Annotated in this window: 24 protein-coding genes, 2 tRNA genes and 1 pseudogene; 15 read left to right on the forward strand and 12 right to left on the reverse strand. The window is 59.4% G+C overall.

Annotated elements, in window-relative coordinates; translation table 11 throughout:
• Positions 1-18 precede the first annotated feature (18 nt).
• Complete coding sequence (locus tag AUQ37_RS02590) at positions 19-801, reverse strand: polyphosphate polymerase domain-containing protein (protein WP_082662367.1); 783 nt, start codon at positions 799-801, stop codon at positions 19-21.
• Positions 802-865: 64 nt separating this feature from the next.
• On the opposite strand from AUQ37_RS02590, the gene AUQ37_RS02595 reads away from it, so the two are divergent.
• From AUQ37_RS02595 to htpG, 6 genes are all read left to right on the forward strand, one after another.
• Positions 866-1,717, forward strand: a complete 852-nt coding sequence (locus AUQ37_RS02595) for a hypothetical protein (RefSeq protein WP_058747290.1) — start codon at positions 866-868, stop codon at positions 1,715-1,717.
• A 76-nt stretch (positions 1,718-1,793) separates the two neighbouring features.
• Positions 1,794-1,946 (forward strand): hypothetical protein, encoded by a 153-nt coding sequence (locus AUQ37_RS11965; protein WP_235584837.1) that lies wholly within the window; start codon positions 1,794-1,796, stop codon positions 1,944-1,946.
• A 26-nt stretch (positions 1,947-1,972) separates the two neighbouring features.
• Entirely contained in the window at positions 1,973-2,488 is a 516-nt protein-coding gene (locus AUQ37_RS02600) for a DUF4956 domain-containing protein (RefSeq protein ID WP_235584838.1), read from the forward strand.
• Positions 2,473-3,819 (forward strand): CotH kinase family protein, encoded by a 1,347-nt coding sequence (locus AUQ37_RS02605; RefSeq protein WP_058747292.1) that lies wholly within the window; start codon positions 2,473-2,475, stop codon positions 3,817-3,819. Before AUQ37_RS02600 ends, AUQ37_RS02605 begins: the two co-directional genes overlap by 16 nt.
• Positions 3,820-3,908: 89 nt before the next feature.
• Entirely contained in the window at positions 3,909-4,379 is a 471-nt protein-coding gene (locus AUQ37_RS10640) for an ATP-binding protein (RefSeq protein ID WP_201013661.1), read from the forward strand.
• Positions 4,376-5,818: a molecular chaperone HtpG gene (gene htpG, locus AUQ37_RS02610; protein WP_201013666.1), complete on the forward strand. Its 1,443-nt coding sequence runs from the start codon at positions 4,376-4,378 to the stop codon at positions 5,816-5,818. The genes AUQ37_RS10640 and htpG overlap by 4 nt, the downstream gene beginning before the upstream one ends.
• 191 nt (positions 5,819-6,009) lie before the next feature.
• On the opposite strand, the gene AUQ37_RS02615 is transcribed toward htpG, so the two are convergent.
• The 5 genes from AUQ37_RS02615 to AUQ37_RS12840 all read right to left on the reverse strand — a co-directional run bounded on the left by AUQ37_RS02615 (position 6,010) and on the right by AUQ37_RS12840 (position 9,381).
• A complete protein-coding gene (locus tag AUQ37_RS02615) occupies positions 6,010-6,222 on the reverse strand; it encodes a hypothetical protein (protein ID WP_058747293.1) in 213 nt (70 codons plus the stop codon).
• 96 nt (positions 6,223-6,318) lie between these two features.
• Positions 6,319-7,566 carry an InlB B-repeat-containing protein gene (locus AUQ37_RS02620; RefSeq protein WP_058747294.1) on the reverse strand — a complete coding sequence of 416 codons (1,248 nt, stop codon included), beginning with the start codon at positions 7,564-7,566 and terminating at the stop codon, positions 6,319-6,321.
• 207 nt (positions 7,567-7,773) lie between these two features.
• The gene (locus AUQ37_RS10645) at positions 7,774-8,247 is read right to left on the reverse strand and encodes a hypothetical protein (RefSeq protein WP_201013662.1); all 474 of its coding nucleotides are present in this window, start codon (positions 8,245-8,247) and stop codon (positions 7,774-7,776) included.
• Entirely contained in the window at positions 8,183-9,001 is an 819-nt protein-coding gene (locus AUQ37_RS10650) for a hypothetical protein (RefSeq protein ID WP_058747295.1), read from the reverse strand. The genes AUQ37_RS10645 and AUQ37_RS10650 overlap by 65 nt, the downstream gene beginning before the upstream one ends.
• A gap of 5 nt (positions 9,002-9,006) precedes the next feature.
• The gene (locus AUQ37_RS12840) at positions 9,007-9,381 is read right to left on the reverse strand and encodes a hypothetical protein (protein ID WP_058747296.1); all 375 of its coding nucleotides are present in this window, start codon (positions 9,379-9,381) and stop codon (positions 9,007-9,009) included.
• A 621-nt stretch (positions 9,382-10,002) separates the two neighbouring features.
• Here AUQ37_RS12840 and AUQ37_RS02640 point away from each other — a divergent pair.
• From AUQ37_RS02640 to AUQ37_RS02660, 5 genes are all read left to right on the forward strand, one after another.
• Positions 10,003-10,386, forward strand: a complete 384-nt coding sequence (locus tag AUQ37_RS02640) for a hypothetical protein (protein ID WP_157844257.1) — start codon at positions 10,003-10,005, stop codon at positions 10,384-10,386.
• A complete protein-coding gene (locus AUQ37_RS02645) occupies positions 10,383-10,604 on the forward strand; it encodes a hypothetical protein (RefSeq protein WP_058747298.1) in 222 nt (73 codons plus the stop codon). The genes AUQ37_RS02640 and AUQ37_RS02645 overlap by 4 nt, the downstream gene beginning before the upstream one ends.
• A gap of 22 nt (positions 10,605-10,626) precedes the next feature.
• Positions 10,627-10,723: transfer RNA gene (locus AUQ37_RS02650), tRNA-Arg, on the forward strand.
• A gap of 178 nt (positions 10,724-10,901) precedes the next feature.
• A tRNA-Trp gene (locus AUQ37_RS02655) sits at positions 10,902-11,076 on the forward strand.
• Positions 11,077-11,220: 144 nt separating this feature from the next.
• Positions 11,221-11,649, forward strand: coding sequence for a universal stress protein (locus tag AUQ37_RS02660; RefSeq protein ID WP_058747299.1), 429 nt, complete (start codon positions 11,221-11,223; stop codon positions 11,647-11,649).
• Between the two features lie 96 nt (positions 11,650-11,745).
• Here AUQ37_RS02660 and AUQ37_RS13410 read toward each other — a convergent pair.
• From AUQ37_RS13410 to AUQ37_RS02685, 6 genes and pseudogenes are all read right to left on the reverse strand, one after another.
• Positions 11,746-13,108 (reverse strand): annotated as a pseudogene (locus tag AUQ37_RS13410) (PFL family protein).
• Positions 13,109-13,112: 4 nt separating this feature from the next.
• Complete coding sequence (locus tag AUQ37_RS02670) at positions 13,113-13,388, reverse strand: ACT domain-containing protein (protein WP_058747300.1); 276 nt, start codon at positions 13,386-13,388, stop codon at positions 13,113-13,115.
• Positions 13,385-13,807, reverse strand: a complete 423-nt coding sequence (locus AUQ37_RS11980) for an alpha-isopropylmalate synthase regulatory domain-containing protein (protein ID WP_235584847.1) — start codon at positions 13,805-13,807, stop codon at positions 13,385-13,387. The genes AUQ37_RS02670 and AUQ37_RS11980 overlap by 4 nt, the downstream gene beginning before the upstream one ends.
• A gap of 5 nt (positions 13,808-13,812) precedes the next feature.
• The gene (gene cimA / locus AUQ37_RS02675; RefSeq protein WP_235584840.1) at positions 13,813-14,943 is read right to left on the reverse strand and encodes a citramalate synthase; all 1,131 of its coding nucleotides are present in this window, start codon (positions 14,941-14,943) and stop codon (positions 13,813-13,815) included.
• A complete protein-coding gene (locus AUQ37_RS02680) occupies positions 14,936-15,940 on the reverse strand; it encodes a homoserine dehydrogenase (protein ID WP_058747311.1) in 1,005 nt (334 codons plus the stop codon). The genes cimA and AUQ37_RS02680 overlap by 8 nt, the downstream gene beginning before the upstream one ends.
• Positions 15,936-16,430, reverse strand: coding sequence for a homoserine dehydrogenase (locus AUQ37_RS02685; RefSeq protein ID WP_235584842.1), 495 nt, complete (start codon positions 16,428-16,430; stop codon positions 15,936-15,938). Before AUQ37_RS02685 ends, AUQ37_RS02680 begins: the two co-directional genes overlap by 5 nt.
• A 206-nt stretch (positions 16,431-16,636) precedes the next feature.
• Here AUQ37_RS02685 and AUQ37_RS02690 point away from each other — a divergent pair, with 206 nt between their 5' ends.
• The 4 genes from AUQ37_RS02690 to AUQ37_RS11985 all read left to right on the forward strand — a co-directional run bounded on the left by AUQ37_RS02690 (position 16,637) and on the right by AUQ37_RS11985 (position 18,750).
• The gene (locus tag AUQ37_RS02690; RefSeq protein ID WP_058747301.1) at positions 16,637-17,095 is read left to right on the forward strand and encodes a universal stress protein; all 459 of its coding nucleotides are present in this window, start codon (positions 16,637-16,639) and stop codon (positions 17,093-17,095) included.
• 109 nt (positions 17,096-17,204) lie between these two features.
• Entirely contained in the window at positions 17,205-18,002 is a 798-nt protein-coding gene (locus tag AUQ37_RS02695) for an AAA family ATPase (protein WP_058747302.1), read from the forward strand.
• A complete protein-coding gene (locus tag AUQ37_RS02700; protein ID WP_235584843.1) occupies positions 18,002-18,580 on the forward strand; it encodes a sirohydrochlorin chelatase in 579 nt (192 codons plus the stop codon). The genes AUQ37_RS02695 and AUQ37_RS02700 overlap by 1 nt, the downstream gene beginning before the upstream one ends.
• A 5-nt stretch (positions 18,581-18,585) precedes the next feature.
• Positions 18,586-18,750, forward strand: coding sequence for a hypothetical protein (locus tag AUQ37_RS11985; protein ID WP_320408843.1), 165 nt, complete (start codon positions 18,586-18,588; stop codon positions 18,748-18,750).
• Positions 18,751-18,778: the final 28 nt, after the last annotated feature.

Here is an 18,778-nt window from a genome sequence, read left to right on the forward strand (position 1 = left end):
TTTCCGGTATGTTCGCCCTTAAAAATCAGAATGCAGCATTACGTGCGGAAAACATGTAAAAACATGATGTCTGGATATGCGGTATCGGTCGCAGAGTTCCCAGTCGACCCTGTCGAAAAGTAGCTTCTTGTACGCGTTGCCGTATTTCGAGAACGGCGACCTGAAGATCCTGTTCTCGGACATGGTGCGCGCCAGCCACAGCGGTATCGCGGTCGCGGTCTTGATCTCCATGAGCGTTCCCCCGGGGATGAGTTCGGTCCCTCCTGCCGGCAGGGATATGTCCAGGCCGTCGAGGCGGGCGGTTATGCGCTCATCGAATGTGATCCTCAGATCGAGGGCGCTGTCCAGCGGGCGGAGCGCCTCCCTCTCGTATGAAAGGTACATCGCGGGACCGAGCCCCGGATAGTTCCTGAACATGTAGGAGATTTCCCTCCCTACCTGCGTGTCGGGGCCGCTCCCTCCCCTGTCCAGCCATTCCTCGGCCTCTGCCTCAGTAAGTGCCAGACGTCTTTTGTAGACGATCCCGAGGTACTTCTTCTTGAGCTCCACGAAGATCCTGGAATCTGGGCCGGGCGCGCCGTAGGAGCGGGTCCTGAGCTTCTCCTTGTAGGCGGGCTTCTCGATGGACCTGCGGGCGAGGATGAAATCGGGGGTGTCGTAGTAGATGTTGCGGATCTCGGTGCGTCCGTAGCTGTCGACGGCCATGCGCCCGTCCAGGACATCCAGGACGGCGCGTTTCTGGTCCGGGTTCATCACATACTTCATCTCGACCCGCCTGAAAGTAGACTGGTAGTCCGCCATGGTCTGACCCCCTTCGATATCCGGAATGCACACCCATTAATAATCTCCTGCCGTTAGCCTGCCCGTGGATTGGTGCATAGGAATACCGGCGGGCATTGCCCTGGTCATCCTGGGCGCCGTCTGGATCTCCAGGGGCGTCAGGTGGATATCGCCCAGCAGCGGGATCTCGCCGTATTATGTGGGTTTCTTCGCCGGCGGTCTGGTCTGCCCTCTCACCGTTTTCATCATATCCGTCTTCTCCGATCCCGCGACCGTAACCCGCAGCACATACGGTTCTGCGATCGCCGCCTTGGTCCTCGCGCTCCTGATGGCGGTCCTGGTCATCGATGTTAACAACCTCAGTTTCAACCGCAGGATCGAGACCGTAACGGTCGCCGTCGGGACGGCTGTGCTGGAATACATGGCCCTCGTCGGAGACATGGGGTTCGCGGAAGCGCAGGCCGCGGCGGTGCTGCTGTTTCTGTTCATGCAGTTCGTGCACAGGAACAGGAAAGGGGCGGTCAGCGATTTCAAGGAAGACTGCACGCCCAGGACCGGGCCGGCCGGCAGCGATATGGTCCTCTGCGCCGTCCTCCTCGTTTCGGGCCTGGCCGTGTTCATATCGGGATTCTTCCTGGCGGTCAACGGAGGAACGGATCTGGCACATGCGATATTCGGCGCCGGGGGCCCTCTCGAATCCTCCCGGGGGTTCGACAGCGCATCGGTATCCGGGTCCCTGTCGGACAACATCGGGCCGTTCGGGTACGCGCTGGTCGCGGGCGCGGTTCAGTCCCTGTCCGCCGCCGTGCTGACGATGTCCATGAGGCATGTCGGTCAGAAGGCGCTCGCCGCCGGGACGCTGTCAGGAACCGTGTGCTTCACCTGCTTGCTCGCGCTCGTTTCCGTCATGTTCCTCGATATGACGTTATACGGCTGATACACTGTCACTGCCGGAGACTGAATCTATCGCGCGCATTTATTATCCTAGACGATTTCTCCGAGAACGAGGGAGAATGGGCGCGTTCTTTGACAACATCTTCAACAGCCCCTACATAAGCACATTCACCGTCGAGCAGTTCCTGCTGGTGATGATCTGCGCTGTGTTCGTCGGGATGCTGATCTCCGTCGTCTACGCATACAACAACGAGTACAGCGAGGCTTCCTGATCACAGTCGCCATCATACCGGCCGTGGTGGCGGTCATCATCATGGTGGTCAGCGACAGCATCGGCATGGGGATAGCCGTCGCAGGGGCGTTCAGCCTCGTCAGGTTCCGTTCCGTCCCCGGGAAGGCTACGGAGATAGGGGCGATATTCATCGCCATGGCCTCCGGGCTGCTCATCGGCACCGGATATCTGGGATTCAGCATCCTTTTCGTCATGCTGATCGGGTTCTTCTATGTGGCATATGAGCGCCTTTCCGGGAGGGAGCCCATCAGGAAGGACAACCGCAAGACCCTCAACGTCACGATCCCGGAATCGCTCAACTACACCGGGCTTTTCGACAGCGTCCTGAAGAAGTACGCCACCGACATCAAGCTGACCAAGGTCAGGACCACCAACATGGGGAGCATGTTCCGCCTGACGTACGATCTGGTCGTGGCCGACGACTTCGACTCCAAGGCGCTGGTGGACGAGATACGCGTCATGAACGGGAACCTGGAAGTCTCCGTCTCGGACACGAAGGAAACGGAGTGGCAGAGCCTGTGAGAAGACCGGCGAAGGCGGCATTCGCTATCCTCGCCGCCGCGGCCGTGGCGGCGGCGGGGCTGTGGATCGTCAATGATGACAGCTCATCGGAACCGTATACCCTGCCGGCCATGGCGATAGTGACGGACGGCTACGAGGACGTGGTCTCCAAGGAATATTACCTGGACTGCAGAATCTCAGTGTCGGACTGCGACCCAGAGTACGAGCTCAGCGGGGAGGATGCGGAGATTAAAGGCCGCGGGAACACCACCTGGTACGGCAACGATAATCACTGGTACGATACCAAGAAGAAGCCCTTCAAGATCAAGTTCAGCGACCCGGTCGATCTATTCGGCAGCGGCCCCGCCAGGGAATGGACGCTCATCGCCAATTACACGGACCAGAGCCTCAGCAGGGATTACTTCGCGTACAATACCGCCCTCCTGCTCGGGATGTACGCCAGCAGCACCCAGTTCGTCAATCTGTGGCTCAACGGGGTGTACGAGGGGGTATATCTTGTATGCGACCAGATCGAACTGGGGGAGGGGCGTGTGCAGGCTTTGGACCCATTGGGCAACCCGTATGTGTGCCAGTACCTCCTGGAACTCAACGGCTGGGTCCTGACGGATTACTCCGAAGGGGCGGCAGAGGGAAGGGATTACTTCGTGGCCGATGACCAGCCTTATGAGTTCAGCGATCCCCACGGAAGCGATCTGGAGAACGGTGTATTCGGGACGGTCGAGGAGCTTTTCGGCAGAGTTCTTTCCATGCTCCGGGCCGGACCTGACGAATATCGTTTCAGCGAGATCCAGTCGGTCCTCGACACGGAGTCCTTCGCCAAGACGTATATCGTCAACGAGATCTTCGCGGTGCAGGACATCAACTGGTCCAGCTTCAAGTTCCTTGTGTACGGGAACGAATGCGCCGCGGATAAGCTGAAGATCTCCAGCGGGCCTGTCTGGGACTTCGATACCAGCTCCGGGAACACCAGGAACGAGCACAGCAAGGACCCGGACAATCTCTGGGCGGCCGAGACCAACGCCTGGTACCATTATCTCCTGGATTACGATGAGTTCCGGACCCAGGTCGCTGATATACTGGAGGCGGATGCCGGTGCGGTCCGGGAGCTCTGGGCGTCGCTGTACAGCGAGGAGATGTCGCACAGCTCCGACTTCGAACGCAATTTCGACCGCTGGCCGGTCTTGGGGTCCTCCATTTGGTCGAACCCCCTCGAGTTCATCCAGCTGAGGACCTGGGAATCGCACATGGATTACCTCGCCGACTGGCTGTACCGCAGCCTCGATTATGTCGTGTCCTATTACTCCGAATACGCGGGCAGGATCTACCGATGAGGTGATATCTGCCGGACGTTGTTAACCTGCAGTTCATAATATTTATATAGAAGGGCATTTAATATTGTGCCGTTCAGACAGTGATCCGAATGGCGAAGAAACAGTTCAAAACGGAATCGAAGCGCATTCTGGACATGATGGTCAATTCCATCTACACGCACAAGGAGATCTTCCTCAGGGAGCTTATCTCCAATGCATCGGATGCGATAGACAAGCTCAACTACAGGATAATGCAGGAGCCTGACTCCAAGGTGAGCAGGGACGACTTCCGGATCGATGTGAAGGTCGACCGCGACAAGAGGCTCATCACCGTGTCCGATAACGGGATCGGCATGACTGCCGATGAGCTGGAGAAGAACTTGGGGTACATCGCCCATTCAGGCACCCTCGAGTTCAAGAAAGAAGTCGGTGACAAGGACAAGGACAGCGAGGCCATCGGCCAGTTCGGGGTCGGGTTCTACAGCGCGTTCATGATCGCCGACGATGTCAAGGTGGTGTCCCGCGCTACGGGAGTGGCACGGCCAACGAGTGGGAGTCAGACGGCGCCGACGGCTACATGATCAAAGAGTCCCAGAGGGATTCGTTCGGTACGGACGTCATCATGCATGTCAAAGCGGATGCGGAGGGCGAGGATTATTCCGAGTTCCTGGAGACCGAGAGGCTCAGGGAACTGGTGGAGAAGTACTCCGACTACATCCGCTGGCCGATCCACATGACTGTGGACGAGAGCGAGTGGAAGGAGACCGGCGAGAAGGACGAGAAGGGCAATCCCAAGAAGGACTACGTCACCACCAAAGTCGACAAGGTCGTCAATTCCATGGTCCCAATATGGAAGAAGTCTAAGGAGGAGGCCGACGACGAGAAATGCTTCCAGTTCTATCAGGACAAATTCCACGACTACGAGAAGCCGATCTCGGTCATCCGCGTCAACGTCGAGGGCGCAGTCACTTACAGGGCCATGCTGTTCATCCCATCCAAGGCCCCGTACGACTTCTACACCCGCGACTTCCAGCCCGGGCTGCAGCTGTACTCCAACGGTGTGCTGATCATGGACAAGTGCTCGGACCTCGTTCCCTACTGCTTCAGGTTCGTCCGCGGAGTGGTGGACTCGCCCGACTTCAGCCTCAATATCTCGAGGGAGGTGCTGCAGCACGATTCCCAGCTGAAAGCGGTCGGCTCCAACCTGACCAAGCAGGTCAAGAAAGAGCTCGAGAGGCTCATGAAGGACGAGCCGGAGAAGTACCAGCAGTTCTACGGCAGCTTCGGGAGGCAGCTTAAGTACGGCTGCGTCGACCAGTACGGCAGGGATGCAGATCTCCTCAAGGACCTGATAATGTTCGGGTCCGCGAAGGAGGGCAAGCTCATCTCGCTCGCCGATTACGTGAAGGGCATGCCCGAGGGCCAGAAGAAGATCTACTATGTCTCTGCGGACACCGTTGAGCATGCGAAGGAGCTGCCCCAGGCGGAGCCTGTGCTCGCCAAGGGATACGACGTCCTCGCGTTCACCGATGAGATCGACTCCTTCGTAGCCAATGTGCTCAGGGAGTACCAGGAGAAGGAATTCTGCAACGTAACTAACGAGGACCTTGGCCTGGAGACGGACGAAGAGAAGAAGGCCGCCGAGAAGAAGGACGAGGAGTTCAAGGAGCTCACGGACTTCGCGAAACAGACTCTCGGCGACGGTGTTGCGGCGGTGAAGATCTCGCACAAGCTGAAGAACCACGCCGTGCTCCTGACCACCCAGGGCAGCATAACCTTCGAGGTGGAGAAGTACTTCAGGGAGATGCCCGGCGCGGCCGGCGACGGCGTGAAAGCAGCAAGGGTCCTGGAGCTCAACTCCGAATCGGATGCCTTCAAGGCCCTGAACGAGGCGTTCAAGACCGATAAGGACAGGGCCGCGAAAATCGTGAAGGTCATGTACGGCCAGGCATGCCTGATGGCCGGCCAGCCGCTGGACGATCCTGTCGCGTACTCCGATCTCGTCCTCAGCATGCTCTGAGGGCAGGGAGCGATCTGACCAGGGTCCTGCTGAGGTTTCAGCCTTCATGGACGATCGGGCCGAACCTCTTATCAGGATTCCGGCCTAAGGATGAAATCCGCGATCGCCGAGGATTTCAGCCTGTGCGGTCGTGCGGGCACCGGCATCCCGGAGAGGCCAGTGCCCTAACCTTCAATATTCTGACGGAGCGGTCACCAGTCGAAGATGTCCAGCAGGTCTCCGTCAGTGGCGATGACTGCGATTATCAGCAGGCCGACGACCACGACGATGACTCCTGCGATCAGGCTGAACGCCAGGGCCACCAGGGACACAGCGATGTAAACTATCACAATCAGGATGTAACCTGCTGCGATCAGACATTCCTTCACCAGGCTCTCGTTCCCTCTGTTCGTGGCGTACAGCATCAACCCGCCCAGGATACTGAGGATAACCCAGGCCGCTAAAGCATATAGTGCGAACTCTCCGTATGTGTAACCGAATATCTCTCCTGACATAATGCATCACCACCTGCCGTTGATTTCCTTCAGTGATGCTTCGAACGAGTAAAGGCCCGTAACATCGCTGGAGATCATCACCGTTATGAGTGTGTCTTTGGAAACTGTGAAGTTTATGGGGGCCCCGTCGACCGTCACCGTGACCGACACTGCATCGATGGTTCCCAGGAAGCTGTTGTCTATCAATCTGTATGCTGCCTCTGCCGAGGGGGTTACCTGAGCGACAGTGCATGTAAAGGCCCCGTTCATGCCTATGGTCTTTTCATCGTTTGCATCGCCGACGAGCTTACAGTCGGTCCATGTATAGATGTAATCATTGTTACCGGCGTAAGCGCAGCCTACTTTCTCGGACGTCAATACCGCTTTAATCAATTCCGCGCTCAAGCGGGAGTATGATTTGTTATCGTGATCGGCGGAGATGTGGAACTTAAGCGTCACTGCCGCGGACCCGCCGCGCGAGTAGGTGAAGGAATCGTCGTCATTGCTATCAGTCCCGTTATCACTGAATGCCGTGATCTTCTGGGTATATTCTCCGACGAAAGATGTGCTGTCTACGCCGAAATCGATCTTCCAGCCCGTGTGCGCCGACAGTGCGATGTTGATCGCGTCCCTGATGGACGTTATCTTATCCTCTATCCATTCGTGGCCTTGGGGGTCGACATCTCCGCTTATGCTGTATACTAGCTCGGTGCCGACACGGGCGTTCAGCAGGCCCCATTCAGCCCATTGCGCATAGAGGATTGTGTCGGATGCAGGAACAAATCCTGTTCCGGAGGCATAGGATTCTCCGGAACCATCTTCTCTGGTGTTCCATCCCTTGAAGTACATGCCGTTTTTGACGGCTGGGGGTAAGACGTACGGCTTCCCGTCTACCACGTCTGCAGAGTCAATGCCGTTCCCGCCGCTGGTGTTGAAGGAGATGGTGTAGACGTTGTTCCAGATTGCATGAAGAGTGAGGCCGGAGGTGAAATTGTATTCATTTCCCGGAAGGAATGAATCGCCGGTCCCGTCAGATCTGGTGTTCCATTCTTTGAAAGAGTGTTTGGCGAATGTCGGAACTGCGGCAGGAATCTTGGTCTTGCCATCTTCGTTTACTGCGACATTCCCGATATCGGAGCCGCCAGCAGAGTCGAAAGTCAGTTCCTCTTCGGCGGAACTGCCGTCATCTCCCCCCCCCACGACGACGTATGCGCCGGCTCCGACGCATACGGCCGCTGCGAGCAGGGCACCTATGATGTATATGGCAGAATTCATCAGATCCAGACAACAATCGCTGACACTTTATTAATAATTCCCTCGGATTCTCCCATCCAGTGTTCTGCATCCGGAGGCATCTGCTCTCTGGCCACCTGATCTGGATGCCGGATCAATCCATGTCTCGATACGGTGCTTTCAGGCCCTTTTCCGGACTGTGCAGGCCGAGGATTGTTTAGGAAAGGCGGGCGAATGCCCGCCAAGGTTTCACTGGCCCTTTTCCTTGAGAGTCGTCTGGGGCCCAGAGACCTTGGGGTCGGATCCCCAATCCGGGTCGTCCACGGCCGCCTCATAATCGTCGAACTCCTTCTCGATCTCTTTGCCCGCGCCGCCGGTCTTCACAGAGACGGCAACGGTGACGATGAAGGAGAGGACGAAGCCGGGAACGAGCTCATAGAGCTGGGAATCCCAGATGAGCCAGTCTCCTCCGGCGATGATCCCTCCGGCGATGAAGAACGTGTTCCAGATGATGACAGTGGCGAACCCTGTGGCCATCCCCCACATAACCCCCTTCGCATTGGTCTTCTTCCAGTACAGAGATAGGATCACAGCAGGGCCGAAGGCCGCTCCGAATCCTGCCCATGCGTAGGAGACGAGGTCCATGATGGCGCCGTCCTTATCGAGCGCCAGCAGCGCGGCGATGACGGCGATGACGATCACGACGCCCCTGGCGACCCACATGAGCTTCCTGTCGTCGGCCTTTTTTCTTGAATATGTGGGTATAGAGGTCGTTCGATACTGCGCCCGAAGCGACCAGCAGCTGAGAGTCTGCAGTGGACATAATGGCCGCCAGCAGCGCAGCGTATATGATGGCCGCCAGGGCTGCCGGGAACATGGAGTCTGCGAGGACGATGAAGATGTTCTCCGGGTTGTCCAGCGCGGTTCCGCTGTCGGAGATGTACGCCCTGCCGATGATGGCCATGGCGCACGCGGCCGCAAGGCATATGACCACCCAGACCGTGGCGACACGCCTCGAGATCTTCAGGTCGGCGGGGTTCTTGATGGCGGTATACCTGACTATGATGTGGGGCATCCCGAAGTATCCCAGGCCCCAGGCGAGGCAGGATATGACCGTCGCGGCGGCGATCCCGGTCCCGCCGCTGTACAGCAGGCTGGTGAAGTGGTCCGGAGCGCGTCCGGTGCTCATCATGTCATCGAGGATGTCCGCCGTGTTGTCCCAGCCGCCGAGTTCGTTGACAGCGGCCAGGGGGACCAGTACGATGGCGAATATCATGAGTATCGCCTGCAGGAGGTCGGTCCAGCAGACCGCTCTGAACCCTCCGAGGAATGTGTAAACGATCAGAACGACCGCCCCGATGATCATGGCGGCCGTGTAAGTGAAGTCGGGGAAGATCATCCTGAACACATTGCCGGCCCCGACGAATCCGGATGCGACATAGATGGTGAAGAAAACGAGGATGATGACTGCGCTCACGGTCCTCAGGCGCCGGTATCGTCGTGGAAGCGGTTTTCGAAGTATTCGGAGAGGGTAAGGGAGTTCTTCGCTTTTTCAGAATAGATCCTAAGCCTTTTGGCTATGAACAGCCAGGCAAGATAGGAACCGATCGCGAGTCCGATCCCGATCCACACCTGCCCCATGCCTGCCACGTAGATCGACCCGGGCAGTCCCATGAGCAGCCACCCGCTCATGTCCGATGCCTGCGCCGACAGCGCGGTGACGTAAGGGTTGAGGGAACGCCCGCCAAGGATGTAGTCCGACAGGTTCGTGGAGCGGTGGTAGAAGTAGTACCCGACGCCGATCACGATTATGAAATAGATGATGACGACGGCGAGCGTGACAGATTGGTCGCTCATTGGTTATGCCTCAATGTGCGCTCGGGATGGATTCATTGTTATATAATCAGATAGGCGCGTTCAGGCTGCGGCTGGATGACTTTATGCAGGCGGCAGGGCCCGATGATGTAATATGTTGGATGGATGGTTCGTCCATTATTTTAAATACCCTGAGTTCTTAAACGGAATCAAGGAAGGCCCGAGGTCTTCCCTCCTCTAGAAGCCGGTTCGGCTGAACGATGAATCCGTTCGCACCACATAACCCGTCCGAACCGGCATAGTCTTCACGTCGTTTTTTATTGTTTTCCGGCGGGAATGCTCGAGGATCCGGTCTTTGTCGGTTGCCGATACCGGGCAGCGCATGATCCGCAGTGCATTCCGTATCGGCCGTATAATGGATGGATGCTATATCCATTAATTTATATACGCGCTATACATTATGCTCTACAGAAGGGACGGAATGCCTCTTCCTCCTCCAGACGCGTCCGCGGAGGCGGCGTTTGCCATTCGCCGCCGATTGCACAACTGCCGCGGATCTATTCGCACTCACCTGGCATTCCGTTCCCCTCTCCTCTGTCTGAACGGCCCTTTCCGTTACGTATAAATCCGCTTTTCTGCATGAGCGCATGAAGGGTGGATGGGATGGATGGCAGCATTGCTGAGTATGTTCTCCTGGCGGCCGGTGTATCCGCGTTGCTGATAGTGTTTCTGTATCTCAAGCACAGGGATTCCGCAGCGTACAAACTGATGGTGCTGGTCGGTATGGCCGCGGGCGCCGCCGCGATCTATACGGCCGCGATCAATTACGGGGAATGGACCGATGAGTGCGTCGTCATCTGCATTGTCGCCGGATATGCGATGGTGATCCGTCCGTTCAAGAACATCGATTTCGCAGCTGTGCTCGGAATCTTGGCTGTTTTGCTCGCGTATGCATACCTCGGCGAGATGACCGGGGACCTTGAGGGTCTCTCCCACGAGCTCCGAGGATCATTGTCGCAGTCCTCGCGGGATCGGTCGTGTACATGATATTCAATTTCATCACGAAAGCGGCCATATTCATAGGGAAGGTCCTCAACTGGTGGCCTTTCCTGTTCATCATCGCTGTCCTCTGCATAACCGAGGCCGCATTGATCATGTCGGGTTCCGGCACCATAGTGGATCTCTATCACAAGTACTACGGGAGCGCATCGGGCGATCTGGCCTCTTTGGAGGCCCTGAAGTCCGCTGTGGTAAGTTTTAAATGATAGTACCAGATGGTGGTGCTAAGGGCCCGTGGCTTAGCCAGGATATAGCGCTGGCCTTCTAAGCCAGACGCCTCGGGTTCGAAAGTAGTGGCAAGCTACCGAAAGTCCCGACGGGCCCGCTCAGAGTCCGTCTGCGCCAAAAGGCGCCCAGAGAGGAATAACATGAAGAGAAGCTCACGCGCCTGGAAGAAACGCGGCAACCAGCGTTGGAAATGGCGCAAGAAGAAGATGAGGAGAAGAAAGAGAGCTGCAAAGATGCGCAAGCAGTGACGCCGACGCTCTCGGCGCCGCTCAATTGGGGATTTAGGCTAACCTGGTAGACTAGCGGGCTCCAGTTATGAGCGTGATTTGACTGAGTTTGCTGAAGTTATGATGAATAACTGGAGCGATGACTCATCAATTTCATGGGGAGGTAGCTCCTCCCCGTGGTGGAAACCCGCCCATGGGGGTTCAAATCCCTCAGTCCCCACCATACCGCATCTATGAGCGCTGCCCCGTATCGACGGGGAGACAAACTTTTCCTCCCGCACGGGACTTTTGAGATTTCTGCTTTTCTTTCCTGGACGCGAACCTGTGCGCGGTTCCGTTTAATTCTCCGTTCGGACATATTGAAATCATGTACGGCAAGATTCTCATCGCAGTCGACGGCAGCGAATCGAACAAGGCAGCGGTAGATCAGGGCCTCGGAATGGCCAAGATCTTCGGGTCCAAGGTCACCGCGGTCTCCGTGGCCGATCCGGGGCCGTCTTCCACCGTCCCCCGCGACAGCACGGCGGCCTACCGCAAGTCCATCCACGATGAATCCAGGTCCGCGCTCTGTTATGTCAAGGAGAAGGCGGATGCTCTGGGAGTGGATGCCGAATACAAGGTCGTTGAGGGGCATCCCAGCGAAGTGATCGTGTCGATGTCGGCGGATTTCGATCTCGTGGTGCTGGCCACCCTCGGCAAGACCGGGTTCCGCAGGCTGGCCCTCGGTTCGGTCGCGGAGACTGTCATCAGGTCTGCCAAGTGCACCGTGGTCGTCTGCCGCCCCTCGGAGAACTGAGGCCGGCCGCAGTTCCCTGCTGCATTATCTCAAAACGATCCGGATCCTCGGACGGGCAGTGCCCGCCCGAGGCTGTTCCGGCAGATGCGCCGGACGTCAGTTCTTGAAGCTGTGTATCGGCGCGGGGATCCTTCCGCCGCGGGCGATGAAGTCAAGGCATCCGTAGCGGTTGACCGGCATGATCTTCGCGTTCCCCAGGAGGCCTCCGAGCTCGATGGAGTCGCCGGCCCTCTTGCCGATGACCGGTATGACCCTGACGGCGGTGGTCTTCTGGTTGACCATCCCGATGGCCATCTCGTCGGCGATGATCCCGGAAATGGTGGATGCGGGGGTATCGCCGGGAATGGCGATCATGTCGAGGCCGACAGAGCATACGCAGGTCATGGCCTCGAGTTTCTCGAGGGTGAGAGCTCCGCAGGCGGCGGCCTCGGCCATGGATGCATCCTCGGTCACGGGGATGAACGCGCCGGACAGTCCGCCTACATAGGAAGATGCCATGATGCCGCCCTTCTTCACCTGATCGTTCAGGATGGCCAGCGCCGCCGTGGTGCCGGGGGCTCCGCAGCGTTCCATCCCCATCTCCTGGATGATGTCCGCGATGGAATCCCCGACGGCGGGGGTGGGGGCGAGGGAGAGATCCACGATGCCGAACGGGGTGTTCAGCCTCTTGGAGGCCTCTTTGGCCACCAGCTGGCCGACGCGGGTGATCTTGAACGCGGTCTTCTTGATGGTCTCGCAGAGGACCTCGAAGCTCTCCCCGTGCACCTTGGACACCGCAGTGCGGACGACGCCCGGTCCGGAGACGCCGACATTGATGACGCGGTCCCCCTCGGTCACGCCGTGGAAGGCGCCGGCCATGAAGGGGTTGTCGTCGGTGGGGTTGCAGAACACGACGAGCTTGGCGCAGCGATGGAATCCCTGTTCTTTGTGGCCAGAGCGGTCTCTACGACCTTCTGCCCCATCAGCCTGACCGCATCCATGTCGATCCCTGTCTTGGTGGAGCCCAGGGATACGGACGAGCAGACGTGCTCGGTCTCGGCGAGGGCGTCGGGTATAGAGTCGATGAGGAGGCGGTCCGCCGACGTCATCCCCTTCTGGACAAGCGCGGAGTATCCTCCGAGGAAGTTGACCCCGACCTTCTGCGATGCCTTCTCCAGGGCCTTGGCGATCTCCACGAAATCTCCGGGGGTCTTGCAGGCGGGGGACCCGACGATGCCGATGGGGGTGACGGACACCCTCTTGTTGATCACCGGGATGCCGATCTCCAGGGCGATCTCGTCGCGACCGAGACCAGGTCCTTAGCGCTGTCCGATATCTTGGAGTAGATGTTCTGGCACAGGTCGTCCAGGTCAGGTGTCATGCAGTCAAGGAGCGAGATCCCCATGGTGATGGTCCTGACGTCCAGGTTCTCTGCCGAGACCATCTGGTTGGTCTCGATGACCTCGTTCAGGTCTACCATGGTCTCAGATCCTGTGCATCATGTTGAAAACGTCTTCGTGCTGGGCCTTGATGGAGCATCCGACCTTCTTGGCGATGGAGTCCAGGTCCTCGGTCAGCTGCGGGAACGATTTCGAGTACTTGTCGAGGTCGACGATGAGCATCATGTTGATGTAGTCCTCGACGGTGGTCATGCTCAGGTCCAGGATGTTGATGTCGTTCTCTGCGAAGTAATTGCAGACGGCGGCGATGATTCCTGTGTGGTCCTTACCGACGAGGGTGACTACGGTTCTGCTGGTCATTTGGTTCTCCCTTCCTTCTCTTTATACACGGCGTATTCGACCGAATCCAATAATGCGTATAGCGAAGCTTCTATAACATTTTCCGATACGCCAACTGTGGTCCAGCTGCGCACCCCGTCCGAAGTGGTTATCAGCACCCTGACGGTGGATGCCGTGGCGGCCTTGGCATCGAGGACGCGGACCTTGTAATCGGTCAGCTTCATGCTGTCGATGACCGGGAAGAAGCGCGAGAGCGCTTTACGGATGGCGTTGTTGAGGGCGTCCACCGGTCCGTGGCCGTCGGCGGCGGTGTGCTCCGTCTCCCCCCGCAGGTCGGAGACCTTGATGCTGGCCTCGCTGGTTATGCCCCCGCCGGCGCCTGCATCGATGAAGAGGCGGAATCCGTCGAGGCGGAAGGCCGGCCTCAGCTCTCCGCGCATCTTCCTCACCAGGAGCTCGAAGCTGGCATCGGCGCCTCGAACTGGTATCCCTCAGCCTCCAGGCCCTTCACCCTGTCGGCGATGGCGCCGGAGTCCGCCCCCTCCTCGATGCCGAGCTCGCGGAGCTTCTCGGCGATGCTGGCCTTCCCGGCCATGTCGGACACCAGAACGCGGCGGGAGTTCCCGACGGAGGATGGATCGATATGCTCGTAGGTGCGCGGGTCGCGGACCAGCGCCGACACATGCATGCCGCCCTTGTGCGCGAAGGCGTCTTCGCCCACGAACGGGAGCCCCGGAGGGCGGACGAGGTTCTCCACATCGGCTATGCCCGCGGACAGCTGGGTCAATCTCTTCAGGTCCACGCCGAGGTCCATGCCCATTTTGGTCCCCAGGATCCCGGCGACTGTGCAGAGGTCGGCGTTCCCGCAGCGCTCCCCTATCCCGTTGACCGTTCCCTGGACCATCTCCGCGCCGGCCTTGACGGCGGCGACGGAGACCGCGGCGGCGAGGCCGCAGTCGTTATGGGCGTGAATGCCGACGGGGGCATCGAACTCTCCCGAGACCTTCTTCACGATTTCGGATACGCGGTCGGGAAGGGTCCCGCCGTTGGTGTCGCAGAGCACAAGCCAGTCGGCGCCTGCCGATACGGCCGCCCCGAGGCACTGCATCGCGTAGCCGGGGTTGGCGGCGTACCCGTCGAAGAAATGCTCAGCATCGAACACGGCCTCTTTGCCCCTGTCTTTCAGGAAGCGGACGGAGCCGGAGATCATCTCCAGGTTCTCCTCCAGGGTCGTGCGGAGCGCCCTCTCCACATGGAAGTCCCAGGTTTTGCCGAACACGGTGCAGACGGGGGCCGGCGAGGAGGCGAGGGAGGCCAAACAGGCATCACCGCTCTCCGGCACGCCGGCGCGGCGGGTGCTCCCGAAAGCGCAGAGCCCGGACCTTTTCAGTTCCGGCGGGTCTCTGAAGAACTCATCGTCTACAGGGTTGGAGCCCGGCCATCCTCCTTCGATGTACGGTATCCCGAAGGCGTCAAGCCGGCGGGCGACCTCGCGTTTGTCGGCGGCGGAGAACGATACTCCGTCCCCTTGGGCCCCGTCGCGGAGGGAAGTATCGTAGAGCCAGACGTCAGGCATGCCCGCGCCTCTCGTCCAGAATGGCGATGAGGTCGCTGAGGATTGCGGAGGCGGTCTCGATCTTACCGGCCCCTCTGCCGGTGATGGTGATGGGCCCGGCCAGGTCTGCTTCGATCTGGGCGATGTTCAGCGTCCCGCTGATGCTGAGCGGATGGCCGACAGGTATGAGCCTGGGACTTACTTCCAGCTTGGTCTCGGACACCTCTCCGATGAGGCGTATGACCATGTTGTGGGATGCGGCCTGGGCAACGGCCTCGGCCGTGATCTTGCTTATACCGGTGATCTTGACGTCGTTCACGGTGACCTTCTTGTGGAAGACCGAGTTGGCGAGGATGGTGACCTTGGCGGCGGTGTCGTAGCCTTCGACGTCGTTGGTCGGGTCGGTCTCCGCATAGCCGAGCTGCTGGGCTTCCTTGAGCGCCTGCTCGTAGGGCTGCCCTTTGTCCATCTTGCTGAGTATGTAGTTGCAGGTCCCGTTGAAGATCCCGCGGATGGAACGGATGTGCTCCCCCACGAGGTTCTCGTGGCAGAGGTTGATGATCGGCATGGCGCCGCCGACGGTGCCCTCGAAGCGGAACTTGCAGCCGTTCTTCCTGGCAAGCCCGATGAGCTCGCAGAACCTCAGTGCCAGCGGGCCTTTGTTCACCGTGATCACATCCTTCCCGGATTCCAGGGCGCGGGTGATGTTCTTCAGCCCCGCACCGCCGGTCTTGATGTCGGTCGGCGTGACCTCGATCAGCATATCGTAGTCCGTCCGGGAGAGCAGCTCGGCAGAGTCGGAGTATCCGGTCTTGCCTACGGATCCGGTCTCCTTCTTCCGGTCTATAAGGGCCTGCAAATCCAGGCCTTCCGGGTCCGCCGCATATGTCCTCGAATCCATGGCGAGGACGATCTGCGGCATCTCCCCGTAGCGGCCGGTGAGGAAATCCCTTCTCCTGAGGAGGACCTCGGCGACCCCCTGGCCGACGGTGCCGAAGCCGGAGACGGCGATCTTAATCAAAGCCCAGCCCCCTGATGAGCATGAGGCCGTCCCTTTCCGAGGATGAGAAGAGGAACCTGTCGAGCTTGTCGCGGTCCTCATGGTCTCTGAGTTCAGCGGTGATGAGCGCCGTCCTCGAGTCGTCGGCGGAGTTTTTCGAGGTGTACGAAACATCCACGCTCTCGAAGTCGACGATTTTCGAGGCATTGTCGATGATGTCGTCCACGTATGCCGCCCCGAACTTGCCGAGGAGCATGTACTCGGCTGTGACCGTCTCGTAGACGGAGCCGAGCTTCGAGATGACGATGTCCTTGGACCTCCAGATGGCCTTAAGCTGGTCCAGCTCGCGGGTGGTCGAAACTTCGAAGGTAACGCTGACCAGGATCCTGTTGTTGACCTTCTGCTCGCGGTCGTGGACGACGCCCACGATGTTCCCGTCGACCATGGATATGGGCTCGAGGGACCCGACCAATTGGCCGGGGGAGATCGCGGACGTACAGTTCGGCATTAACCATCATGGGGGCTCACCTCTTCGGTAACAGGCGTGTATGGCAGAGGGCATATTAAATAAGTGACAGGAAGGGGCCCGCAGCTTCTTGTCCTGTGGGCCTTCCTTCCCTGAATGTGTTCGGTATTTCCATTGTTTCACTGAATCGGACACGGCTCCGTTCAGGGATGGTTTGATATCCGCGTATCGGATATCATGTTCCGAATATGACCGAAGAAACCAGCGCAACACCGCTCTTCAAGAGAATCCTCATCGCGGTCGACGGTAGCAACAGCAACCATGCCGCCGTCGATACCGGCCTCGCCCTTGCCAAGCGCCTCGGGTCCAGTGTGACCGCGCTCTGCGTCTTCGACATCGGCAGCTACGGCAACTATGCCTCCTCAGACGGCAGCAGCCAGGAGCGCGACTACATCATAAAGATCTCCGAGGAGTCCCTCGAGTACATCATCCAGAAGGGGAAGGAGGCGGGGGTCTGCGTCACGCCCAAGATCGTTTCGGGCCATCCGTATGAGGCCATCGTCGCCGAGTCCGAGAATCACGACCTTGTGGTGACCGGGACCCTGGGACGCACCGGCATGAGGCGGGCCATCATCGGTTCCGTCGCCGAGAAGGTCGTCAGGCTGTCCAAGTGCCCCGTCCTGGTCTGCCGCAGCCCCGAGGATTGAACCCGCAGACGGGCCGCACCGCATGCGGCCCGCCGGGGAAACGTGCCTGCCGGCATCAGTAACACGAGCAGGGATTAATCTTATTATCCAAGCGGTCATAACTCGGTGCATGCGCAGGATCGCCGTATACGGCAAAGGGGGGATCGGCAAATCGACGACATCCTCCAATGTATCCGATGCGCTGGCCGAGAAAGGCCTGAGGGTCATGCAGATCGGATGCGACCCAAAGGCCGATTCGACGCGCCTGCTCACCGGCACAGAGAGGCCCGCCACCGTCCTCCAGAAGATGAGGGACGGAGGAGAACTCGAGCTGGACGACATAGTCGCCGAGGGGAGGCACGGGGTCCTCTGCGTGGAGTGCGGCGGTCCCAGGCCCGGGATGGGCTGCGCCGGAAGGGGCATCATGGCCGCTTTCGCTGAGCTCGAGAGGCTGGACGCCATGGACGTCTGCCGTCCGGACGTCATCGTGTACGATGTCCTCGGCGATGTCGTCTGCGGCGGGTTCGCCATGCCTATAAGAAACGGGTATGCCAGGGACGTGTTCGTCGTCACCTCGGGCGAGATGATGTCGCTCTATGCGGCCAACAATATCTCCGAGGCCGTCGCCGGGTTCAGGGAGGACGGCTATGCCAGGTTCGGCGGGCTGATCCAGAACTCCCGCGGAGTTGCCGGTGAGGATGGGCTCGTCGATGCGGCCGCGGCCGAAATGGGGTCCCGTACCGTCTACCGCGTCCCCAGGAGCCCGGCCGTTCAGGAATGCGAGGCCCGGCTCACCACTGTGGTGTCAGGCGCTCCGGACTCCGCCCAGGCGGAGGAGTACAGGAGACTGGCGCAAACGCTTTACGACCTGTCCGAGGATGTGGCCGGCGCCATGCGCCTGGGCCCTCTCGGAGGATGTGATTGCTGATGACGAAGGGAATACTTATCGCAGGGTACGGAACCAGGAAAGGGAACCTCGAGGAGGTCATGGAGAAGCAGGCCGCCAGGATGAGGGCCAGGGGGATCCCGGAGGTGCACATCGGATACTTCCGCGTGAGCTCCCCGTCCATCCCGGAGGCCGCTGCCGAGATGGCCGCCGCCGGCATTGACGACGTCCTAGTCATCCCCTATTACATCGCCGAGGGGAAGATGACCCGGTCCCTGATCCCGGAGAAGCTGGGCCTCCCTTGCTCATACGGGGTGACCGAGAAGTTCGGCAGGCCGATGAAGGTCCGCACCGCCCCCGCCTTCGGCGCAGGGGACCTGCTCGCCAGCATCCTCTGCGATAAGCTTGCGGACGCCGGCGCTTCGAAGGACGACGGCATCCTCGTGCTGGGACACGGGACCCTGGATCCCCTGTCCGGCAACACCGAGGCCGTTGCCGATGCCGAGAACAGGCTCAGGAGGTACGGGTTCAGGCATGTCGCCCATGCGTACAATGAGTTCAACGAGCCGTCCGTCGCGGACGCGGTCTCCGCTCTCGCCGCCGAAGCGTCGGCCGCATAGTCGCCGTGCCGATGTTCATCGCCATGGGCCTTCATCTCGGCGAGGAGATCCCGGAGCAGATCGGGATACCTCCGTACTCCGACGGAGGGGAGATCGAGGCCGGAGGCGCAGGATCCGCGTCGATTATCTCAGGCCGGTCGAGGACGACCCGCGCCTCTGCGATGCGATGATCAAGATCGCCAGGGATTTCTACGGGAT

Origin of the sequence: Candidatus Methanomethylophilus sp. 1R26 (genome assembly GCF_001481295.1) — an archaeon.
In the GTDB taxonomy this organism is placed as follows: domain Archaea; phylum Thermoplasmatota; class Thermoplasmata; order Methanomassiliicoccales; family Methanomethylophilaceae; genus Methanomethylophilus.

Excerpts from the sequence above, each read along its gene's own strand:
- AUQ37_RS02695 (WP_058747302.1), top strand. The coding sequence starts at position 17,205 with ATGCGCAGGATCGCCGTATACGGCAAAGGGGGGATCGGCAAATCGACG.
- AUQ37_RS02645 (WP_058747298.1), top strand. The coding sequence starts at position 10,383 with ATGATATTCAATTTCATCACGAAAGCGGCCATATTCATAGGGAAGGTC.
- AUQ37_RS11965 (WP_235584837.1), top strand. The coding sequence starts at position 1,794 with ATGGGCGCGTTCTTTGACAACATCTTCAACAGCCCCTACATAAGCACA.
- AUQ37_RS02620 (WP_058747294.1), bottom strand. The coding sequence starts at position 7,566 with ATGAATTCTGCCATATACATCATAGGTGCCCTGCTCGCAGCGGCCGTA.
- AUQ37_RS12840 (WP_058747296.1), bottom strand. The coding sequence starts at position 9,381 with ATGAGCGACCAATCTGTCACGCTCGCCGTCGTCATCATCTATTTCATA.
- AUQ37_RS02615 (WP_058747293.1), bottom strand. The coding sequence starts at position 6,222 with ATGCTGTACGCCACGAACAGAGGGAACGAGAGCCTGGTGAAGGAATGT.
- AUQ37_RS02700 (WP_235584843.1), top strand. The coding sequence starts at position 18,002 with ATGACGAAGGGAATACTTATCGCAGGGTACGGAACCAGGAAAGGGAAC.
- AUQ37_RS10645 (WP_201013662.1), bottom strand. The coding sequence starts at position 8,247 with ATGTGGGTCGCCAGGGGCGTCGTGATCGTCATCGCCGTCATCGCCGCG.
- AUQ37_RS02590 (WP_082662367.1), bottom strand. The coding sequence starts at position 801 with ATGGCGGACTACCAGTCTACTTTCAGGCGGGTCGAGATGAAGTATGTG.
- AUQ37_RS02690 (WP_058747301.1), top strand. The coding sequence starts at position 16,637 with ATGACCGAAGAAACCAGCGCAACACCGCTCTTCAAGAGAATCCTCATC.
- AUQ37_RS10640 (WP_201013661.1), top strand. The coding sequence starts at position 3,909 with ATGGCGAAGAAACAGTTCAAAACGGAATCGAAGCGCATTCTGGACATG.
- AUQ37_RS02670 (WP_058747300.1), bottom strand. The coding sequence starts at position 13,388 with ATGACCAGCAGAACCGTAGTCACCCTCGTCGGTAAGGACCACACAGGA.
- htpG (WP_201013666.1), top strand. The coding sequence starts at position 4,376 with ATGATCAAAGAGTCCCAGAGGGATTCGTTCGGTACGGACGTCATCATG.
- cimA (WP_235584840.1), bottom strand. The coding sequence starts at position 14,943 with ATGCCTGACGTCTGGCTCTACGATACTTCCCTCCGCGACGGGGCCCAA.
- AUQ37_RS02660 (WP_058747299.1), top strand. The coding sequence starts at position 11,221 with ATGTACGGCAAGATTCTCATCGCAGTCGACGGCAGCGAATCGAACAAG.
- AUQ37_RS02640 (WP_157844257.1), top strand. The coding sequence starts at position 10,003 with ATGGATGGCAGCATTGCTGAGTATGTTCTCCTGGCGGCCGGTGTATCC.
- AUQ37_RS02685 (WP_235584842.1), bottom strand. The coding sequence starts at position 16,430 with ATGCCGAACTGTACGTCCGCGATCTCCCCCGGCCAATTGGTCGGGTCC.
- AUQ37_RS11980 (WP_235584847.1), bottom strand. The coding sequence starts at position 13,807 with ATGCGCGGAGAGCTGAGGCCGGCCTTCCGCCTCGACGGATTCCGCCTC.